Origin of the sequence: Hymenobacter sp. BT188, assembly GCF_014333585.1 — a bacterium.
Classification (GTDB): domain Bacteria; phylum Bacteroidota; class Bacteroidia; order Cytophagales; family Hymenobacteraceae; genus Hymenobacter.
In genome coordinates this window covers 261514-280710 of record NZ_JACSCW010000002.1, presented here as the reverse complement: position 1 = coordinate 280710, position 19197 = coordinate 261514, and the positions used below count along the sequence as shown (strand labels likewise).

At 53.1% G+C, this 19197-nt stretch carries 14 protein-coding genes; 2 read left to right on the top strand and 12 right to left on the bottom strand.

Features of this window, described 5'->3' with window-relative positions:
• Positions 1-33: 33 nt before the first annotated feature.
• The 7 genes from H8B13_RS05225 to H8B13_RS05195 form a co-directional block, all read right to left on the bottom strand.
• Complete coding sequence (locus H8B13_RS05225) at positions 34-1407, bottom strand: murein hydrolase activator EnvC family protein (protein ID WP_187309786.1); 1374 nt, start codon at positions 1405-1407, stop codon at positions 34-36.
• Entirely contained in the window at positions 1391-2155 is a 765-nt protein-coding gene (locus H8B13_RS05220) for a DUF4292 domain-containing protein (protein WP_187309785.1), read from the bottom strand. Before H8B13_RS05220 ends, H8B13_RS05225 begins: the two co-directional genes overlap by 17 nt.
• Positions 2148-3980, bottom strand: coding sequence for a tetratricopeptide repeat protein (locus H8B13_RS05215; protein ID WP_187309784.1), 1833 nt, complete (start codon positions 3978-3980; stop codon positions 2148-2150). The genes H8B13_RS05220 and H8B13_RS05215 overlap by 8 nt, the downstream gene beginning before the upstream one ends.
• Before the next feature lie 123 nt (positions 3981-4103).
• On the bottom strand, positions 4104-5114 hold the full coding sequence (locus H8B13_RS05210; RefSeq protein ID WP_187309783.1) for a sugar phosphate nucleotidyltransferase: 1011 nt from the start codon (positions 5112-5114) through the stop codon (positions 4104-4106).
• Between the two features lie 106 nt (positions 5115-5220).
• Positions 5221-5655 (bottom strand): dUTP diphosphatase, encoded by a 435-nt coding sequence (dut, locus tag H8B13_RS05205; RefSeq protein ID WP_187309782.1) that lies wholly within the window; start codon positions 5653-5655, stop codon positions 5221-5223.
• 150 nt (positions 5656-5805) lie between these two features.
• Positions 5806-7323, bottom strand: coding sequence for a lipopolysaccharide biosynthesis protein (locus H8B13_RS05200; protein ID WP_187309781.1), 1518 nt, complete (start codon positions 7321-7323; stop codon positions 5806-5808).
• Between the two features lie 6 nt (positions 7324-7329).
• Positions 7330-8118, bottom strand: a complete 789-nt coding sequence (locus H8B13_RS05195) for an enoyl-CoA hydratase/isomerase family protein (protein WP_187309780.1) — start codon at positions 8116-8118, stop codon at positions 7330-7332.
• Positions 8119-8253: 135 nt separating this feature from the next.
• Between H8B13_RS05195 and mscL the strand changes: the two genes are divergently transcribed.
• Both mscL and H8B13_RS05185 read left to right on the top strand, forming a co-directional pair.
• Positions 8254-8673, top strand: coding sequence for a large conductance mechanosensitive channel protein MscL (gene mscL / locus H8B13_RS05190; protein WP_187309779.1), 420 nt, complete (start codon positions 8254-8256; stop codon positions 8671-8673).
• Between the two features lie 260 nt (positions 8674-8933).
• Positions 8934-9374, top strand: a complete 441-nt coding sequence (locus tag H8B13_RS05185) for a hypothetical protein (protein ID WP_187309778.1) — start codon at positions 8934-8936, stop codon at positions 9372-9374.
• A gap of 61 nt (positions 9375-9435) precedes the next feature.
• Here the strand turns inward: H8B13_RS05185 and H8B13_RS05180 are convergent, their stop codons facing one another.
• The 5 genes from H8B13_RS05180 to H8B13_RS05160 form a co-directional block, all read right to left on the bottom strand.
• On the bottom strand, positions 9436-10158 hold the full coding sequence (locus tag H8B13_RS05180; protein WP_187309777.1) for a hypothetical protein: 723 nt from the start codon (positions 10156-10158) through the stop codon (positions 9436-9438).
• Between the two features lie 166 nt (positions 10159-10324).
• Positions 10325-13423, bottom strand: a complete 3099-nt coding sequence (gene infB, locus H8B13_RS05175; RefSeq protein ID WP_187310293.1) for a translation initiation factor IF-2 — start codon at positions 13421-13423, stop codon at positions 10325-10327.
• 122 nt (positions 13424-13545) lie between these two features.
• The gene (nusA, locus tag H8B13_RS05170; RefSeq protein WP_187309776.1) at positions 13546-14832 is read right to left on the bottom strand and encodes a transcription termination factor NusA; all 1287 of its coding nucleotides are present in this window, start codon (positions 14830-14832) and stop codon (positions 13546-13548) included.
• Between the two features lie 169 nt (positions 14833-15001).
• Positions 15002-15475, bottom strand: coding sequence for a ribosome maturation factor RimP (rimP, locus tag H8B13_RS05165; RefSeq protein WP_261990248.1), 474 nt, complete (start codon positions 15473-15475; stop codon positions 15002-15004).
• 135 nt (positions 15476-15610) lie between these two features.
• Positions 15611-19033, bottom strand: a complete 3423-nt coding sequence (locus tag H8B13_RS05160) for a gliding motility-associated C-terminal domain-containing protein (protein ID WP_187309775.1) — start codon at positions 19031-19033, stop codon at positions 15611-15613.
• Positions 19034-19197: the final 164 nt, after the last annotated feature.

Here is a 19197-nt window from a genome sequence, read left to right as displayed (position 1 = left end):
CCTACGGCTTAGCCAGCGTTTTAAACAGTTCAGTTACTTCTGTCCCAACCAGCTTTCGGGGTTCAAGTTGGAGCTGTTGCGCCACACCTGAAACTGCAGCTCCGATGTACCCTCCGAATTGGTGTACACGGTGCCAATTGACTGCTTGGCCTGCACTTGGTCGCCCTCGCTTACGCTTACGCTGCGCAGCTTGGCATACACGGTGAAGTACTCTCCGTGCTGCACCATCACGATGTTATTCATGCCCGCAATACTGGTAACGGTAAGCACTTTACCGGCTGAAACAGCTCGCACAGATTCTCCGGCGCTTGTTTGGATATCGACACCGCGGTTCTCCACAATCACGTTCTTAAGCACCGGATGCGCATGCCGACCGAAGTGCTGCGAAATAAATCCACGGGCTACCGGCCACAGCATGCGTCCCCTGTTTTCGGCAAATGAAGAAGAAATACTGGCTATTTCGGGTGTGAGCGTAATGCGGTCGACACGGGTAGCGGCTGCTTCGGCTGCCGGACTGGTGCGGGCGGTACTGCCAGGGCTGCTGCTACCGGCTGCGGCACGTTCGGCCGCCGCTTTTGCGGCTGCTTTGGCCGCTGCCACCCGGGCAGCCCGGGCTATCTCTTCACGCACTCGCTGAGCAATCAAATTATCCAGCTTCCTGACGGCTTCCTGACGATTGGCCAGCTCCTGGCGCAGATTTTCCTCCTGGCGGCTCAGCTTCGTAACCACTTGGTCCTGCTGTACCTTCAAAGTGCTGAGGTTGCGGTTCTCAGCCAGCTGTGTGGTTAGCAGGCTGCTTTTTTCCTGCTTCTTCTCCGTCAGGCCTGTGAGTTGGCGGTTAAGGCGCTGCTGTACACTCGTAATTTGAGCCGCCTGAGTCTTGCGCACCTCCGAGTACTGCCGAACATAGCGCATGCGCAGCATGAGCTGGTTGAACGACTCGGCCGCAAACAAAAACATGAGGCGGTTATAGCTATTCGCCGTTTTGGAGGAAGCATAAATTAACCGAGCATACTCACTCTTGAGCTGCTCCAAGCTCTGCTGCGTTTGCTGTACCTGGGTTTCCGTCTGCCGCACATCCGACTCGATATACTTCAACTCTGAGGAGATATTGCGGATAACACCCTTCTGTACATCCAGTTTTTCTTTGAGCGCGTTCAATTGGCCAAGTGAGGCTTCTTTCTGCTTCTGTGTTTGACTCAAAATACGGCTGGCCTCACGAATTCGGCGTAGGTTAGCCAGCCGCTCGCGTTCCAACTGCGCTTTCGATTTAGTGGTGCTTTTCCGGACAGGGGCTTTGCGCGTGGTCGTTTTTTTACTGCGCTGCTGAGCCACTGATGGCGCAGCCTGCACCAGCATCAATCCCAATAGCAACCAGCAAAGCCAGTGCTTACTTTTTGCGTACATAGCCCGAAGGTACCGAGAACGGGAAATCCAAACGCTCGGTGTCTACGTCCACGTTGCGGTAGTTAATAGCAGCCGATGAGTTGGTCTTACCATTGGCTTGCTGCACCTGAACCACCGTATTATGAGCAAAACTCTGATTAGTAGGCATCAACGTGCGAAAGTCAGAGTAGTCAACCAGCAAATTATTTTTACTGGCATCATCACGCACGCTGAGCTTTTGTAGCTTACCCAGGCTCATTTCAATAAGCTGCTCAATAAATAAACTGGCCTGGTTGTACTGTATGCGCTGCGTAGCTCCCTCCGTTGTTATCGTGGGCTCAGTTCCATTGGTGGCGGGCAGGTAGTTGCCAAGCAACAAAGCCTGCACCTGAGCAAAGGAAACAGGCACATTAAGCTGGCGGCTTAAGTAGGCAAAATCACCCACGTAGTATTCGTGCTGAAGCTTATTCAGTACCCGAACTGAATCTTGGGTAATGGAAGCACGCACGCCCTCAAATCCAGCCACCGAAACCGATATCCAAATCACGCTATCGCGGCGCATACGTAGCGTCAGGTTTGCATTGGGGAGCTTATTGCCATTTTGCTCGATCTGAGCTTTGCCCTTGGCCGAGAGATACCGAAACTCTACGTTGTTGGCCTTAACTGCATTGGCAGTTGGTGGAATAACAGTTTTGGCGGGAATGGCCTTGCGGGCACAGCTTCCCAGGGTAATGAGGACTACAAAAAGCAGCAAAAAGCGGTTACTCATACAATTTTTGGTCTTTAATCTTGCGGACGATGAACGCCGATGCGCCGCCGGCCTTTTGGGCGCGTTGCCACTGAGTCACGGCCTTGTCTTTTTCGCCCAGTTGAAATAACACATCCCCGTAATGCTCTATCACAGTGGCATCAGTAGTCGTCTTGAGGGCCTTTTCAAGCGCTTGCTTGGCCCCTTGGTAATCCTTGAGTTTATATAGAACCCAAGCGTAGGTATCCAGGTAGGTATCATTGTCAGGAAACTGCTTGACCAGCTTACCCGACATTTCCTTCGCCTTTTCCAGCTTATCGCCTCTCAACGATAGATAATAACTGTAATTGTTCAGTGCCTGCGCATTGTTGGCATCAAAGCTCAACGCAGCCTCATAGGCGGCATCCGACTTAGCATACTCTTTCAACTCGTGGTAAGCATCGCCGAGTTGCGTGTCAAACTGCGATAGTAGCTCTGGGTTGTCAGTGGCCAGCTTCCGCCCGTATTCAAGCGACTTCACGCCTTTTGTGGGTTGCTTATCCAGAATATGAGCTACCCCGTTGTAGAACCACATGGCCGCCTGATTGGGGAAAAGCTCCAGAGCCCGCTCGGTGTGACGCAAGAGAGAATCCGTTTGGTTTAGCTCCGCGTCAATCAGCACGACTTGCTGCCACAGCAGAAACTTGGAATCGTCAAGCTGAATGGCCTGCAAATAAGCCTCTCGCCCAGCAGCCTTATGGCCTGTAATAGTTTGCAAATCGCCAGCTACTGAAAACGCTTTGGCCTCCTTTGGGTGAACTTTGGTAGTAATAGTTGCCAGGTCAAGGGCCGTTTGCTCGATAGCTGGATTAGGCAGCTGCTTAATGTAATCGACCAGAATGCGCACCTTATCATCAATATCGAGTGCCGGACTAGCAAAGGCCATTTTGATCTGCTTGGCTGACTCCACTGAGTTGCCCTGTATGCGATATACGTCCGCCAGAATCATGCGAGCTTGCGGATTGTCCGGATCTTGTCTAAGAGCCTGTTCACTCAGCCGAATAGCATCGGTAAATCGATTATTAGAGGCGTACATTTCCGCCTGCGCCAACACGTAGCGCACCTCTTCCGGATTGGCCTTTATAAGAACTTCACCTTCCTGGAGGGCTTTTTCTAAGTTATTCTGCTTGAGATAAATCTGCTGCTTCTTGAAAGAGACTTCATCAAGGGGGCCAAATTTCTTCTCTGCTTGCTCGAATGTAGCCAGCGCCTCATTCAGCTTGCCCTGAGCCATGTATAAGTCAGCGAGATTGAACAGGTAGTAATCAGAATCTGGTACTTCCTTGATCAGGCTGGTATACACTTGCGTAGCCTTATCAAACTGCTTCTGCGAAGTGTATACCTGCGCCAGAAGCAGATAGTAATAAGCGTTCTGGGGGGCATATCTGACGGCTGCTTGCGCAAAGTTGGTGGCATCTTTCAGATTGCCGCTCAGCAAGTTCGTCTCGGCTATCTTGTAATTAATGGCCGCGTTGGTGGGGTTGAGCGCATAGGCTTTCAGCAGACGCTCCAAAGCCTTATTGTAGTCTTCCAACAGCACATATTTTACCCCATCCACGAAGTAGGACTCACTCATGTCCCGGTCGCGGTCCGACAAATTTGCTCCCACTCGGAGCTGGGCAGCCTCAACTTCAGCACGCCGGCTAAGCTCCTTCTTCTCCCGCCGGCTTAGCTTACGCGGCTTTTCAGGTTTCTCAGACTTTTTACTCGGCGCGTCCTTTTTGGCGGGCGCAGATTGCTGTGCCCACGCCGGAACGGCGAAATACAGGCTGATCAGCAAGAAGACAAAGGCAGAAATACGACTCATGGACGCAAGAGCGCGGACCAACAATCCGCTGTTCAGAAGGTACTAAAACGAAGCAGGCTTCGTACTAAACAAACCAGCGAACATAAGTCCGCGCTATTGCTAACGTCCGAGAGGCGGAAAATGTCACACGCGCAGCGTGTTATAGTCGCCAAGGCTCAAATCATGCGGCACACCGGTGACGGTAGCATGGTTGCCAATCATAGAATTGGTCACGTTGGTATTCAATACCGTGGCCGACTCCTGTACAATTGAGTTGGAAATAACAGATTGACGCACGTTGGCATTGTTGCCCAATGATACGTGCGGGCCAACCACCGAATCAGTAATCTTTACATTCTCACCAAGATACACCGGCGGAATCACAATGGAATTGGTCAGTATAGCCGATTCAGATACCAGCTTTTCGCCCCGCTCCTGCAAGTACTCCAGATAGCGCTGATTGGTAAACACTGTGGCGTCCTTGTTACCGCAGTCGAGCCACTCGGTTACGCGGCCGGGTACGAAGGTCGTGCCTTTGTTCTTCATGTTTTCGAGGGCATTGGTAAGCTGATATTCGCCTTTGTCCTTGATATCATTGTCGAGCAAGTATTGCAGCTCATCGCGCAAATAGTCGCCATCCTGGAAATAGTAGATGCCGATAATAGCCAAATCTGACACAAACTCGGTGGGCTTTTCTACGAAGTCCGTAATCTGGCCTTGATCATCCAGTTTTACTACCCCAAATGGCTTTGGGTCGTCGACGCGCTGTACCCAGATGGTGCCAGCAGCAGAGCTATCGAGCGTAAAATCGGCCTTGAATAAGGTGTCGGCAAAAGCTACTACGAGCGGTCCGCTGAGCGAGTCTTTAGCACACAGAATGGCGTGGGCCGTACCCAGGGGCTCATCTTGGTAATAAATAGACCCTTTAGCTCCTACCGACTCAGCAATTTTCACCAAGCTTTTCTCTACCGTCTCACCAAAGCGCCCGATGATAAAAGCCACCTCATCTACTTGCTCCCCACAGACTTTCGCGATGTCCTCTACGAGGCGCTGCACGATAGGCTTGCCCGCAATCGGAATCAGAGGCTTAGGAACGGTGAGTGTGTGGGGGCGCATGCGCTTGCCCATGCCGGCCATCGGGACGATGATTTTCATGTAGTAGGTAGTTTGGGTTGCTAGTTTGAGTTGATCGAATTGTATACTAACTGAAATACTGTAGTTGGGTTGCTTCCGTTGGGATTTAACGTGCGCGAAGTCGATTCTAATTGACTCCGGTGCTGCCGTAACCACCCGTTCCGCGCGTGGTCTCGCTTAGCGAAGTGGCTTCCTGCCAAGCAGCAGTTTCGTGGCGGGCTACCACGAGTTGGGCAATACGCTCGCCGTCCTGCACTACAAACTCTTCATCCGACAGGTTGACCAGCAGCACTTTCAGCTCGCCACGGTAGTCAGCGTCGATAGTGCCGGGACTGTTGACGATGCCGATACCGTGTTTGTAGGCCAATCCGCTGCGGGGCCGCACCTGCACCTCATAGCCCACCGGAATTTCCATGAAAAGACCCGTTGGAATAAGGGCACGTTGCAAAGGGCGCAGCGTAACGGGTTCTGAAAGAAAAGCGCGCACATCCATGCCCGCGGCGTGAGCGGTTTGGTAAGCCGGCAATGGATGCGTGGAGCGATTAATAACAGGAATCAGCATGCGACAAATATAGACCGAACAGCAGATTAAACGATTTATGGGCAACTAAACGAATATAAGGCACTCGCTACTAAAAGCGAAGTGTAGAAGCGACAGCCTGAGAGTTGACTAAGCGCTTGGGGGGCTTTTTTACATTTTTTGGCCGTTGCTTTATGCCTGCTTAACCTGGGGCCGGGGCTTACGCGTCAGGTCGGCGCGCTCCACTAAAAAAATACCCCCCACAAATGCTAAACACACTACTAAATGAAAAGCATGCCGCAGCCAGTAGTCTTCGATAGTGATAAACCACGTGGCGGCTACCAGCCCAACGGCCAGCAGCAGCCACGCACTGATTCGTAGCACTGGATAAGGTATGGGGAAGTACCGATTTCCTAGCCACCAGCAAATAGCCGCCATCATAAAGTAGCAGGCTAGCGTGGCGAGGGCGCTGCCCATATAGCCCAATATTGGGATGAGAAGCAGGTTGAGCACAACAGTGAGTATGGCCCCACCAACGCTGATATAGGTACCGAAGTAGGTTCTATCAGTGAGCTTAAACCAGACAGATAAGTTGTAATAGACACCCAGAAACAAGTTGGCGAGCAGCAAAATCGGCACTATCGCCAGGCCCGTTCGGTACTCAGGGCTGCGCAGTAGCAACCCAAAATCTTCGATGAAGACGCTGATGACTACAAAAATAACGGCGCAGCAGAGCGTAAACCATTTCAGAACGACAGCAAACGTAGCCGGCGAATTTTTATCAGCTGCCTGAGAAAAGAAGAAAGGCTCGGCCGCGTAGCGGAACGCCTGAATAACCAAAGACATAAAAATGGCCAGCTTGTAGCAAGCGCCATAAATGCCCAAAGCGGTCAGGTTGCTTTGGCTGGGATAGAAGCCTTCGGGCAGCCAATACTTAAGCATGATACGGTCGATTAGCTCGTTTACCATCCCCGCCATTCCCATCAGCATCAGCGGATAAGCGTATTGCAGCATAGGCCGCAGTGGCGCCAGATTCAGGCGAAAGCGAAAGTCCAGCAGTTCGCGCCAGAGAAGCGGAACATAAAGGGCATTTGCTATTAGATTAATCAGAAAGATATAGCCAACTCCTAGCTCTGGATTGTAAATGCGCGCTACTAAGGGGCGTAATTCCGGGAGCATGCGCCCCTCGTACACATCACGGCAGAAAACAATGAAAAACAACGATAATCCTACATTCAACAAGGTATTTGTGAAGCGAATGGCGGCAAACTTCTTGGCTTTATTCTCTAAGCGCAGACGCGCAAACGGTACAGCTACTATAGCATCGAGGCCCAGCACCAATGCCAGCCATACAATGTAGATGGCACGGTCAGGATAGCCGAGTATTTCGGCTAACGGACCTGACAGGACCACTAGTAATCCACTGAGCAACAAGCTACTAGTGAGTAGCATGCTCATAACTTGATTGTATAGCTGGCGCCGATCGGTACCCGGACGATTGGCGAAACGGAAGTATGCCGTTTCCATCCCGTAGGTGAACAGAATGTTCAGAAAAGCTACATAGGTATACAACTCCGTGACGATGCCATACTCGCCAGGCACAAACTGAGCAGTATACAGCGGCACCAAGGCGAACGTAAGCGCCCGCCCCAATATGCTGCTAAGGCCGTACACAGCCGTTTGGCTGGCCAGCTTTTTGGCGACGCTCATGCTAGCTTAATTTCCCGTGAATGCGGCCGGGCGCTTATCGAGGAAAGCACTTGTACCCTCACGGAAGTCGTCGGAGCCGCAGCACCGGCTGAAAGAGTTGGCTTCCGTCTGGTAGCCGTGGCGCTCAGGATCGTAAAATGCATTCACGCAGTCAATAACTAAGCCCACAGCTAGGGGAGCTTTGCTGAGGATGCGCATGAGTAGCAACTGGCAAAAGCCCAATAATTCGGCTTGGGGTACCACATGGTTTACTAGGCCCAAGCGCAAAGCTTCGTCGGCTTTGATAGGGTCGCCGGTGAGCATCATTTCCAGGGCTTTTCCTTTACCTACCAGCTGCGCTAAGCGCTGGGTGCCGCCGTAGCCCGGAATCAAGCCCAGGTTTACTTCAGGCTGGCCAAAGCGAGCATTTTCGCTGGCTACCCGCAAGTGGCAGGCCATAGCCAACTCAGCCCCGCCACCCAACGCAAAGCCATTGACAGCAGCAATAACGGGCTTAGTACTTTCCTCAATCAGGGCAAAAGCATCCTGGCCCTGCTCAGCGAAGCGGCGGCCACTGATTTCATTTAGCCCCGCCAACTCGGCAATATCGGCGCCTGCTACAAAGGCCTTTTCGCCGCTTCCCGTCAAAATTATTCCTCGCACCTGCTCATCATCAAGAGCTTGCTGCATGGCTCCATGAATATCGCTGATGGTAGCACTATTCAAGGCATTGAGTTTGGTAGGCCTGTTCAGGGTGATGGTCAGAATGCCCGAAGCGGCATCGAGGTCAAGGAGTAGATTGTCGAAAGTAGTCATAGTGGCGGGGCAGGGCAAAACAGAATGGTCGCAAAGATAAAGCAAAACCAATGGGGCACTATTTTCTGGTAACAGGCTCCCGCAAGTAAATAATCATATATTTACTTAAACCTCTCTCATTTAACTTATAATCCTATGAGCGTTATTTCTGAATTCAAAGAATTTATCGCAAAAGGCAACGTGCTCGACCTAGCGGTAGGCGTGATTATCGGTGCATCTTTCGGCAAAATCGTTACCTCTTTAACCGAAGATATTCTCATGCCTTTAATTGGGTTGGCCACAGGTGGCGTTGACTTTAAGAATTGGTTTGTAGCTCTTAATGGGGAATCGTATGCTACTATTGAGGCCGCGAAGGAGGCCGGAGCCGCGACGCTTAACTTTGGATTGTTCCTGAACGCGGTTATCTACTTCTTCATTATTGCTTTCTGCGTTTTCCTGATTGTGCGCTTTGCCAACCGATTCCGCCAGCCTACGGAAGTAGTGGCCGTAGATCCAGGTCCGACGAAGGATCAAGCTCTACTTATGGAAATCCGTGACGCCCTGCGCCGTCCCTAATCCAGACTACTCGTTAATTGTTAGTAAAAGCCCCCAGCCTAAGATTATCTTTTGACTGGGGGCTTTTTTGCTATTTCGGTTGTTGTGCGCAACCTGTGTGACTCGAAGAAACGCAACTAAGCCAAAGAAATTCAGGCGGGTAGGCTCAGTTACAAGTTTCTGGTGTTTGAAACTAACTTTATACAGTCCCCGTTGCCGGGACGGGTACGAAAGTTGCCTCTCCGTCGTTTAGTAGCTATTCCTCTCTTTAACTTTTGTGCATGAAAAAGTTTCTTGCTAGCGCAGTGCTGGCACTTTCCGGTCTGTTCATTGCGCCTGCTTATGCTCAGGTTGCGCCCCCCGCACCCGATCAGGAGGCTGGAACCAAGCCTCGTAAACAGAAATCGAAAGATGAGTCGGCTGACGTAGCGCGCATGCAGCGTCGTATGAATATGAATCCCGATGACGCGAAGCGTGATCAACAATTAGAAATTCTGGAGGCTCGCTCCGGTGCCAGCACAGCTAACACCAGCTTCGGCCGCGGCACTGGCCCAGCGCGTCAGTACGACAAAGGCACGGGCGGCTTCACCGTCAAGAAATTCAAAGACAAGCGGGTTGGCACCGCCAAACAGAAGCGTGGCCTCTCGCGGGCTGCCCCCGGCATCGATCCGAAAGGCAAGCCGCTGAAGCATAAGAAGCGCAAAGGCTTCCTGTTTTTTTAGGCAACGTCCTATTACATGAAAAAAGCCCCCCAAACTAAGGTTTGGGGGGCTTTTCTATAGCTTACTGAAATCGATAGCTGAGCCCGAGCTTCAGGTACGACATGTCATAACCTACTTCTCCGAAAGCACCAAACCGCTCGGTGAGATAATAGCGCGCGCCAGCAAACAGCCCATACGCCAGGTGCAAGCCATCGCCGGTATAACGGTCGCGGTCAGGCGAAACCTCATTCTTATAAAAGTTTGCCCGCACACCCAAGCTGATACCGCCATAGGTATCGAGCTGAGGGTTGGTGGTGAAATTGTAGTGGTAAGTGGCGCGCCCCATGAGTACGATGTCGGTCCAGGTGGCGTCTTCGTCAGTGTTGGGAAAATCGTAGCGGTAGCCTTTGTAGCCAACAATACCTCCCAGACCAATAGTGCCCGGCCCGATGCCTTCTACCACACCCCGATCATAAGCCAGCGTGAGTGCCGGTGCGCTTTTCAGGCTGCCAAACAGATCGTAGCCGTTGTTGGGGCTCAACAGTCCCAAGCCCAGATTAACGATCGAGTAGCCTTTACGAAAGGTAGGCGTGCTTTCAGGTTTGAATAACTCGGGAAAGCGGGTATCAAGCGGCGGGATTTCGTCATCGGCTGACGTCTCAGCACTAGGGGGAACTGACTTTGCCGGCGTTGAAGCCGATTTATTTGTTGGTTTGGCAGGGGGTCGCCGAGCGGTTTGAGCCAAGGTTAATGAGTTCAGACTCATCCAGAGCGTAAGGCACAGTAGAAGCGAAAATGCTCTCATAAGTAGTAAAGGCAGTCGGCGCAGTTACGCCAGCTGGTAGTTAAAGTAGTCTGCTGCAAAGCTAAGCGATTCTGCGGCGAGCGGTAAAGCTTTTGCCTAAACGAAAAAAGCCCCCCAACGGTATGTTGGGGGGCTTTTTATTCACTATTGCTTAATCGGAAACCTTTTACAGGGTCCGCTTCACTTCTTTTTCCTCGAAGCCTTCGATGTTGTCGCCTTCGCGCAGATCATTGAAGTTCTTCACCGAGATACCGCACTCATAACCCTGGCGCACTTCCGACACATCGTCTTTGTAACGCTTGAGGTCCTGAATTTCGCCTGCGTACACCACAATACCGTCGCGCACGACACGTACTCGGGTTCTGCGGGTGAAGGTACCTTCCGTCACCATACAGCCGGCAATAGAGCCCACTTTGGTGATGTTGAATACCTGACGAACCTCGGCGTTGGCAACTACTATTTCCTGCACCGATGGGGCCAACATGCCTTCCATGGCATCTTTCACCTCATTGATAGCATTGTAGATAATCGAGTAGAGACGAATATCAATCTGCTCTTGCTCGGCCAGCTTGCGGGCACTTTGCGAAGGACGAACCTGGAAGCCAATGATGATGGCGTCGGAGGCCGAAGCCAGCAGTACGTCCGATTCGGAGATGGCACCCACACCTTTGGCGAGGATGTTCACCTTTACCTCAGGAGTAGAAAGCTTCAGCAGCGAATCCGAAAGTGCTTCTACTGAACCGTCCACGTCACCTTTTACAATCACGTTAAGCTCCTTAAACGAACCGATAGCCAAGCGGCGACCAATCTCGTCGAGGGTGATATGCTTCTTAGTGCGCATGCTCTGCTCACGCGAGAGTTGCTGACGCTGGGTAGCAAGTTCACGAGCTTCACGCTCGGTTTCCATCACCTGAATCTTATCACCAGCCTGTGGAGCACCGGTCAGACCGAGTACCTGCACCGGCGTGGCCGGACCAGCTGATTTCATTTTCTTACCGCGGTGATCGGTCATGGCCTTTACGCGGCCGTAGTGCGGACCAGCCAACACAACGTCGCCTACGTGTAGCGTACCGGTTTGAACCAGCACGGTTGTTACGTAGCCACGGCCTTTGTCCAGCATGGCTTCGATAACAGTGCCCACTGCATTGCGGTCGGGATTAGCTTTCAGCTCCAATAATTCGGCTTCCAGCAGTACCTTTTCAAGTAAGTCATCTATGCCGAGACCCGATTTAGCGGATACTTCCTGCGACTGGTATTTACCACCCCACTCTTCCACCAAGATGTTCATAGCCGACAGCTCCTCACGGATCTTCTCGGAGTTAGCACCCGGCTTGTCAATCTTGTTCATCGCAATTACGATTGGCACACCAGCAGCTTGCGCGTGATTGATGGCTTCCCGCGTTTGTGGCATCACAGAGTCGTCAGCCGCAATTACAATGATAGCAATATCCGTCACCTTAGCACCACGGGCACGCATGGCCGTAAAGGCTTCGTGACCCGGCGTATCAAGGAAGGTAACGCGCTTGTTGGAAGCGGTCATTACATCATAAGCGCCGATGTGCTGGGTAATACCACCGGCCTCGCCACTGGCAACCTTCGCATTCCGGATATAGTCAAGCAGCGAGGTTTTACCATGGTCGACGTGGCCCATGATGGTCACAATTGGCGCGCGGGGCACTAAGTCCTCTTCGCTGTCTTCAACCGTCACATCGGTTTCCTCTTCTTCAGCCGACAGGAACTCCACATCGTAGCCAAACTCATCGGCAATAACGGTGATGGCTTCCGCGTCGAGGCGCTGGTTGATGGAAACGAACATGCCCATGTTCAGGCACACCTTGATTACTTCGTTTACCGACACATCCATGAGGGACGCAAGGTCGTTGGCCGAAATAAACTCAGTTACCTTCAGCGTCTTAGCATCCAACTCGTTCTGAGCGCGTTGGGCTTCGCGGTCTTCCGCTACACCTGCGCGCTTATCACGGCGGTACTTCGCCCGATTGTTCTGGTTGCCACCACGGCCACCGCTGAGCTTAGCTAGCGTAGCCTTGATCTGCTCCTGAATCTGCTTATCGTTCTGCTCTGGGTTATTAGCAACGGGAGCAGGCCGGGGGGCATTTTGATTCTGCCCGGGCTGACCCGGACGCGGACCAGGACCACCGGGACGTGGGCCACCCTGTCCCTGGCCACCGGCTGGGCGCGGCTGGCCGGGAGTATTTGGGCGGTTACCCTGATATCCACCACCTTGCTGTCCACCTTGGCCGCCCTGACCTCCTTGACCAGGAGTAACAGGCGAGCCAGGCATAGCAATGCGCTGACGCTTTTTCTTATTATCCTGATTTATACCACTCTTGCGTACATCCGACGAAGCGACGGGGCGGGCACCCCGACCACCACGGCGCGAGGCATCCATGGGAAGCTCAATCTTACCTAGCACCGTTAGGCCTTTTAACTGATCGGCTTTAGCTACGATTGTGCTGTCCTCAACAGTTGGAGCCACTGGTTCGTCTGGAGTTACGGGTGCCGGAGCTGCTGCCACTGGGGCTGCAGCGACTGGAGCTTCAACCGGTGGATTTGGTGCTGGGGCCGGCGTAGGCTTTTCTTCGGCTACAGGAGCCGGCTTAGGCGCAATAATTTCTTCTGGTGCGACAGGTGCGGGCGCTGGTTCAGGCGCTGGCGCAGGAACCGGTGTAGCAGCTACAGTCGGAGCTGGCGCGGCTACTGCTGGAGCAGGGGCCGGCGCTGGGGGCGTAGGGGCAGCAACTGGCCGCGGAGGCACTGGTCGTCCTTTAGCATCTAGCTCTATTTTGCCCAGCACTTTTAAGCCGGGCACCTTGGGCGCCTCGACTGGTGGTGCAGGAGCAGGCGGAACAACTGAAGCCGGGGCAGGCGCAGCTTCGGCAACCACAGGTGCCGGAGCAGGCGCGGTTGGCCGAATTTCTTCAGCTGGCTTCACGGGTGCCTCGGCTGGGGCGGGCGCAGCAGTAGCACCATTGGCTTTGGGAGCCACGGGTTCGGGGCGAGCATGGGCAGAAGCCTCCAGCTCGCTCTGGCGCTTGGCCTGGCTGAGCTTCGCAGCTTCGATCTTATCCTGAGCCGACGACTCAAAAGCTTTGTCGAGCAGGGAAACCTGCTCAGCCGTCAGCTTAGTCGTTGGCTTATTTTCGATCTGGTGCCCTTTGCCCGCCAGAAAATCCACGATAGTGGACAATCCAACGTTCAGGTCTTTGGCCGCCTGATTCAGCCGTTTAGTTGCTACTTCCGCCATTCTGTGCTCGCGAACGATACTCGTATTGAGGTGCAAAGGTACTATATTAAATCTTGCCGAACGGCGTTGAATCGCGCCGCTTGGCACAATTCAACGCCCTTGCCGGACCGGCCGCCGCGCACTCATTGCGCGTCGCCGGAATTTGCTTGTTCTTCTTGTTCTTCGCTGTTGTCGTCGAATTCTTGCTTGATGATGCGGAAAAGGTCTTCGACAGTCTCCTCTTCCAGTTCCGTGCGGCGCACAATATCTTCCTTGCTAACGGCTAGTACGGCGCGGCCTGTGTCAAGTCCGATTTTTTTCAATTCGGCCAATACCCAAGGCTCTACTTCGTCCTGGAACTCGTCGAGGGCGATATCCTCGTCGTAGTCACCGGCTTCGCGGAACACATCAATTTCCATTCCTACCAAACGGCTAGCCAATTTGATGTTGGCACCGCCACGGCCAATGGCCAAACTTACTTGGTCGGGCTTCAAGAACACGGAAACCCTACCAGTTTGTTCATTGATTTTCATTGAGCCAATCTTAGCTGGCGATAAAGCCCGCTGAATATATAGCTCTAAGTTATCTGTGTAATTGATAACATCGATATTTTCGTTCTCCAACTCGCGCACAACGGCGTGAATACGAGCCCCTTTCATACCCACGCAAGCACCAACTGGGTCAATGCGGTCATCATAGCTTTCTACGGCTACTTTGGCCCGCTCACCAGGTTCGCGCACGATATTTTTGATGGTGATCAAGCCATCATAAATCTCGGGCACTTCCTGCTCAAACAAACGCTCCAGAAATGCCGGTGCAGCCCGCGAAAGTATAATTTTGGGTGTACCGTTGATGATTTCAACGCGATGCACTACGGCACGCACGCTGTCACCTTTACGGTAACGGTCTTTCGGGATCTGCTCCGATTTGGGCAGTACAAGCTCATTTTCTTCTTTATCCAGAATCAGGGCCTCTCGGCTCCAAACCTGATAGACTTCGCCGGTCACGATTTCGCCTACCTGGTCCTTGTATTGCTGGTAGAGGTGGTCGCGCTCTAAGTCTTTTACGCGCTGAATCAGCGTTTGACGCGCCATTAGCACGGCCCGACGGCCGAAGTCTTCGAGCTTCACCTCTTCGGCTACTTGCTCGCCTACTTCGAAGTCGGCCTCAATTTTCTGAGCTTCGGTCAACGGAATTTTATCAAAATCCCAGATATCCTCGGAATTGTCGTCCACGATTTCGCGGTTACGCCAAATTTCCAAGTCACCTTGGTCCACGTTCAGAATTACGTCGAAATTCTCGTCGGTAGTGTACTTTTTCCGGATCATCGTGCGAAACACATCCTCCAAGATACTCATCATGGTAGGACGGTCGATGTTCTTGGAGCGGGCGAACTCGGCGAACGATTCAATTAGCACGTTGCTGTTCATAAATCACAGATTTTGCAGATTTGAAGAGATTGCGCAGATGCGAAAAGCAAGCAGCAGTTACAATTTAAGCAGATATCACTGGTTTAGCAGCAATTGCCAGGGCTGGAAATTTGCCCCCCAGAAGTTGAATACAACCGAATAACTGGCTTCTTCAACAAAACCTGCATTCCTATTTAAATGAAATCACGACCCGAGCCTCCGCGATAGTTGAGAAGGAGATAAATGCGGTAGGTAGGGTTTTCGTTTTATTCTTTTCTTTCACTTCCTCAGTCAACTGAATACCTTCAGCCTCAGTTGCCTCGAGGGTCCCGGTTTTCTCAGTGCCACCGGTGAGTTTCAACTGCAGCTTACGGCCAACGTGGCGGGTGTACTGGCGTGAATCGGTCAGCGGCTGGTCGGCACCGGGGGAGGTAACTTCCAACGTGTAACTGGCTTCTTCACCGTATGTCTCGTCGATACGATGGGCAAGGCGGCGGCTTACGCGGGCGTATTCCTCAATACCCATGCCCTGCTCGCTGTCCAGGATGGCCGTAATCTTGGGGCGAACGGCGGAGTCGGACACGGTCAGGCCCACAACGAACAACTCCGGGCCAGATAGGCTTTCCTGGAGCATTTCGAGTAGTTGGGTACGGTCAAATCGCATACAAACTGAACTAGGTGACAAAAGAAAGAGGGGACGACTCGTCCCCTCTTTTTAACTTCATTGCTGGTGCAAAGATAGTACAATATTCGGCTGAATGCAAGTCTGTGCCGATGACATGCTTTGATCGGCAGTAGCCTAGCGTTTTATCTCTACCCAGCCTTTTGCTGATTTGCCTTCCGTGTCGCGTAGCAGATAATAGTAAACGCCATCGGGTAGCTTGTCGCCGCCCCAGTCATTTTGATAATTGTCGGTTTCATACACTTTGCTCCCCCAGCGCGTGAACACGGTCAGATGAGCATTTTTACAGCTGATCCGGGGGGCGAATGTATCGTTCAGATTGTCATTGTTGGGTGTAAAAATGTTCGGCATTTGCACCTTACCCACTTTCACCGCGGCAAACTGCGTGACGACGGTGCACCCTGCGTACCGAGCGGTAAGCTGCACGGGGTATGTACCGGGGTTTTCATATACATGGCTAGGCGCTTCCTCATTGGAAGTGGTACCGTCGCCAAAATCCCAGCTAAAGCTACCGCCCGCCAATACGGGTGCAAACTGCATCGTGAAGGGCGCTAAGCCAGTGTACTCAGGCGCAGCCTGGCACTCGGGCGTATTCAGGCTGACGTTGGTAGACGAGGTAGGCGCTATGGTTACCTTACGAGTCGATACAATTTTGCAAACTCCTACGGTTACGGTGTATTCAACGGTAAAAATGCCCCCCAGATTATTGGTATTGGGCGGGGTGAACATGCCATCAGCCGTCATACCAGGTCCGCTCCAGACGCCGCCGGCCGGCGAGGCGCGCAACATGCGGAAGGCCCGCGTTTCATCCGAGCATAGCGTAGTATCGCGGCCGGCTGATACGGCGGGCTGGGCATCCACCACGATTGTACGGGAAAATGCCCCGCAGCCAAGAGTATCAGCCAGCGTATAGGTTATTACATGGGAGCCTGTGCCAGCTGCGCTCGGATTGAAGGTATTTCCCGTAACACCGCGTCCGCTAAAGGTACCGCCGGCGGGCGTAGCTGTGAGCGGCACAGCAGTAGTATTGCTGCACACGGTGGCCGGGGGGGCAAATGTGATGGCTGCCTCCGGAGTTACGGTCATGCGCAGCAGCTTAGTGCTCTGGCACACGCCAGTTGTGTTTACGGTGTAAGTCAGCGTATTGCGGCCTACCAATGAAGCGCTAGGAGTAAACTGATAGCCTCCGCCCGCAATGGCTGTAACGCCCGGACCGCTCCAGACGCCGCCAGCCGGACTGCCGCCCAAACGCTGCGCACCAGCGTTGTAGCACACCGTCCGGTTGGGGCCAGGATTCACCACGACAGCCGCGAAGTCGATCTTAAAGGCGGCGTTATTGCAGTTAGTCGCATTATTAGTAGTACTATAAAAATTGGCCCCCGGCGGCACCGGAAAGCCCGAAGTGCCTCCGCAACCGCCGCACACGGCTTGGTAGATAGCGCCCCGCTTATCGAAGCGAGACGTACCGCCATCTACGTGCTCGCCCCGGCCGCCATTTTCCCCAAAGAAAGTAGCGTATTCAATAGCCGTCATGCCCGGCTTAAACTGAACAATATAAAAATCGGAGCCATCGGTGGTACGCTGGGAAGCGTCGGGCGTGGTGGGCAAACCTTGCGTATTGCCGCCATTGGAGTTGGTAGCACCGCCCCAACCACTCACATAGATACGTTCGCAATCATCTACCAAGAAGGCTGTCAGAGATATGTCGGGCACAGTACGGCCGGTACCGAACGTCGTCGAGTACAGGCTTGTGGTGAGCGTATTATCGAACTTCTGCACAAACTGACGGCCATTGGCTACACCGTATAAGCCGGCCGTACGCGGAAATGCGCCCCGAGTCTGACCCAGCACATATACGTTAGCCACGGCATCCAACTGCAAAAAATAAGTCTGGTCCGTTTCCGGGGTGCCCACATACGTGGCGTGGGTTAAAGCAGCTCCATCGCTGCTGATGCGCGCCACAAAACCATCGATTCCGCCGCGCAGCTGGGGCTGATACCGACCAGTGGTACCAGCCAGATTGGAGCTGGTAGTGCCACCACTTACATACACATTGCGGTCATCATCTATTTGTATAGAGTAGGCTGCGTCGGCACCGGAGCCTCCCAGATAACTGGACCAAACCAACGTACGCAAATCAGCTGTTAATTTTAATACCACGGCATCGGATGCACCGCCCTGACTGGTGCTACGGAAACCATTCCGAACCGGAAAACCAGTGCTGTTTGTGGTAGAAGCTATGTAGATATTTCCTTCCGTATCGGTGATAATATCTCCCCTGAATTCGTCGCCGTAGTTTTGGGTTAGCGTCGTAGCACCCAGAATAACACCGTCGGTGCCAGTGCCGCCCAGATAAGTGGATGCCACCAGTGTACTGCCGGTACTATTGAGCTTACTGACGAATAAATCAGCCCCTGCCTCATAGTTCATTCCGGGCCCGCCGCCTTGCGGAACAACTCGTGGGCCACCATCAAAAGAATCGTCGAACGTGGTGCGCGAAACGGGGAAGTTGTTTGAGCCCGTAGAGCCGAGGATCACCAATTCATTCTGGCTGTTTACCACCAAGCTGTGCGGAGCGTCGATCAAATTGCCCCCTAGGTACGTGGCATACAAGCGGGCGGCACTGCCCCGCACGGTTGTGTTATACTTGATGATAGCCACATCAACCCCACCACCAAAGCTTTGGCTAAAAGCCCCCGATGATGCCGGATAGCCCAGCCCAAACACGATGCCACCAGAGTACATGTTACCCTGCGCATCATAAGTAGCCGTGAAGCCCCAGTTATCGGCTGATGAGCCAGTGAAGGACGAAAAGATAACCGTGGGGTCAATGATCAGAGGTTGGCTGGAATCATAAGCACCTAAGCGGAAGCTGACCACGTTTTTCTCCAGCACAAACGCACACGCCACCGGGACGCGCTGCCCGTTTATTTCCTGCCATGCCTTCGGTATTTGCTCCGTGACGGTGCCCACGCTGGTTTGCACCACTAGCTGACCATTTTCCAGACTCAGGCGCTCGGTGCCAGTGTAGCGCAGGCGGATGGCAGATGGCTTGCCGCCCGGCTGCACCGTGAAGTCGTACTCCAAATTGCCCCCCGCATTCTCGTACACTCGGGCGCCGATGCGCGGGTACACATTGGTATAGCGCACCTGCCTGAATCCTCGCACCTTGGAGGCCCAATGCTTGGCATCATTACCAAGAAAGTAATTGCGAAAACCTGCCGTGGGCTCGTCGGGCGTAAGACTGGTGCCTGAGTTGCTGCCATCAAAGGTGACGCGGTAAGCATGCGCCCGCAGTTTTTCCGAAACGGGGCCGCCGGGGGTTGAATGCTCGCGGTGGCTGCGTAAGGCCTGAGGGTCAGCGAAGGCGTAGGTGAAACCCGTTTTTTCGAGGAATAGCCGCCCGCCAGGTAGCTCGGCCATATACTGCGCGCGGGCATCCCACTGCCCCTGGTTTTCTACAAACTCTAATGACTTGGTAGTTGGGGCCGATGCGGCAGGCTTGGCCTGAACTGGCGTTAAGGCAGAAGCCGCAAGCACAACTGTATATAGAAGTAAACGCAAAGTAGAATACAGCATATTGTCAGCTAAATAAGGATAGCGCAAGCTACGATTTATTGAGGCTGCTTTAGCTAGCCCAATGCAGGTGAGAAGCGGAATTTTGCCCCCCAGCGTGTAGCGTATTATCGTGTGAGTGCCGGCGG

What these genes read in the sequence shown, in the direction of transcription:
- H8B13_RS05225 (WP_187309786.1), bottom strand. Translation starts at nt 1,407, where the DNA reads ATGTACGCAAAAAGTAAGCACTGGCTTTGCTGGTTGCTATTGGGATTG.
- H8B13_RS05220 (WP_187309785.1), bottom strand. Translation starts at nt 2,155, where the DNA reads ATGAGTAACCGCTTTTTGCTGCTTTTTGTAGTCCTCATTACCCTGGGA.
- H8B13_RS05215 (WP_187309784.1), bottom strand. Translation starts at nt 3,980, where the DNA reads ATGAGTCGTATTTCTGCCTTTGTCTTCTTGCTGATCAGCCTGTATTTC.
- H8B13_RS05210 (WP_187309783.1), bottom strand. Translation starts at nt 5,114, where the DNA reads ATGAAAATCATCGTCCCGATGGCCGGCATGGGCAAGCGCATGCGCCCC.
- dut (WP_187309782.1), bottom strand. Translation starts at nt 5,655, where the DNA reads ATGCTGATTCCTGTTATTAATCGCTCCACGCATCCATTGCCGGCTTAC.
- H8B13_RS05200 (WP_187309781.1), bottom strand. Translation starts at nt 7,323, where the DNA reads ATGAGCGTCGCCAAAAAGCTGGCCAGCCAAACGGCTGTGTACGGCCTT.
- H8B13_RS05195 (WP_187309780.1), bottom strand. Translation starts at nt 8,118, where the DNA reads ATGACTACTTTCGACAATCTACTCCTTGACCTCGATGCCGCTTCGGGC.
- mscL (WP_187309779.1), top strand. Translation starts at nt 8,254, where the DNA reads ATGAGCGTTATTTCTGAATTCAAAGAATTTATCGCAAAAGGCAACGTG.
- H8B13_RS05185 (WP_187309778.1), top strand. Translation starts at nt 8,934, where the DNA reads ATGAAAAAGTTTCTTGCTAGCGCAGTGCTGGCACTTTCCGGTCTGTTC.
- H8B13_RS05180 (WP_187309777.1), bottom strand. Translation starts at nt 10,158, where the DNA reads ATGAGAGCATTTTCGCTTCTACTGTGCCTTACGCTCTGGATGAGTCTG.
- infB (WP_187310293.1), bottom strand. Translation starts at nt 13,423, where the DNA reads ATGGCGGAAGTAGCAACTAAACGGCTGAATCAGGCGGCCAAAGACCTG.
- nusA (WP_187309776.1), bottom strand. Translation starts at nt 14,832, where the DNA reads ATGAACAGCAACGTGCTAATTGAATCGTTCGCCGAGTTCGCCCGCTCC.
- rimP (WP_261990248.1), bottom strand. Translation starts at nt 15,475, where the DNA reads ATGCGATTTGACCGTACCCAACTACTCGAAATGCTCCAGGAAAGCCTA.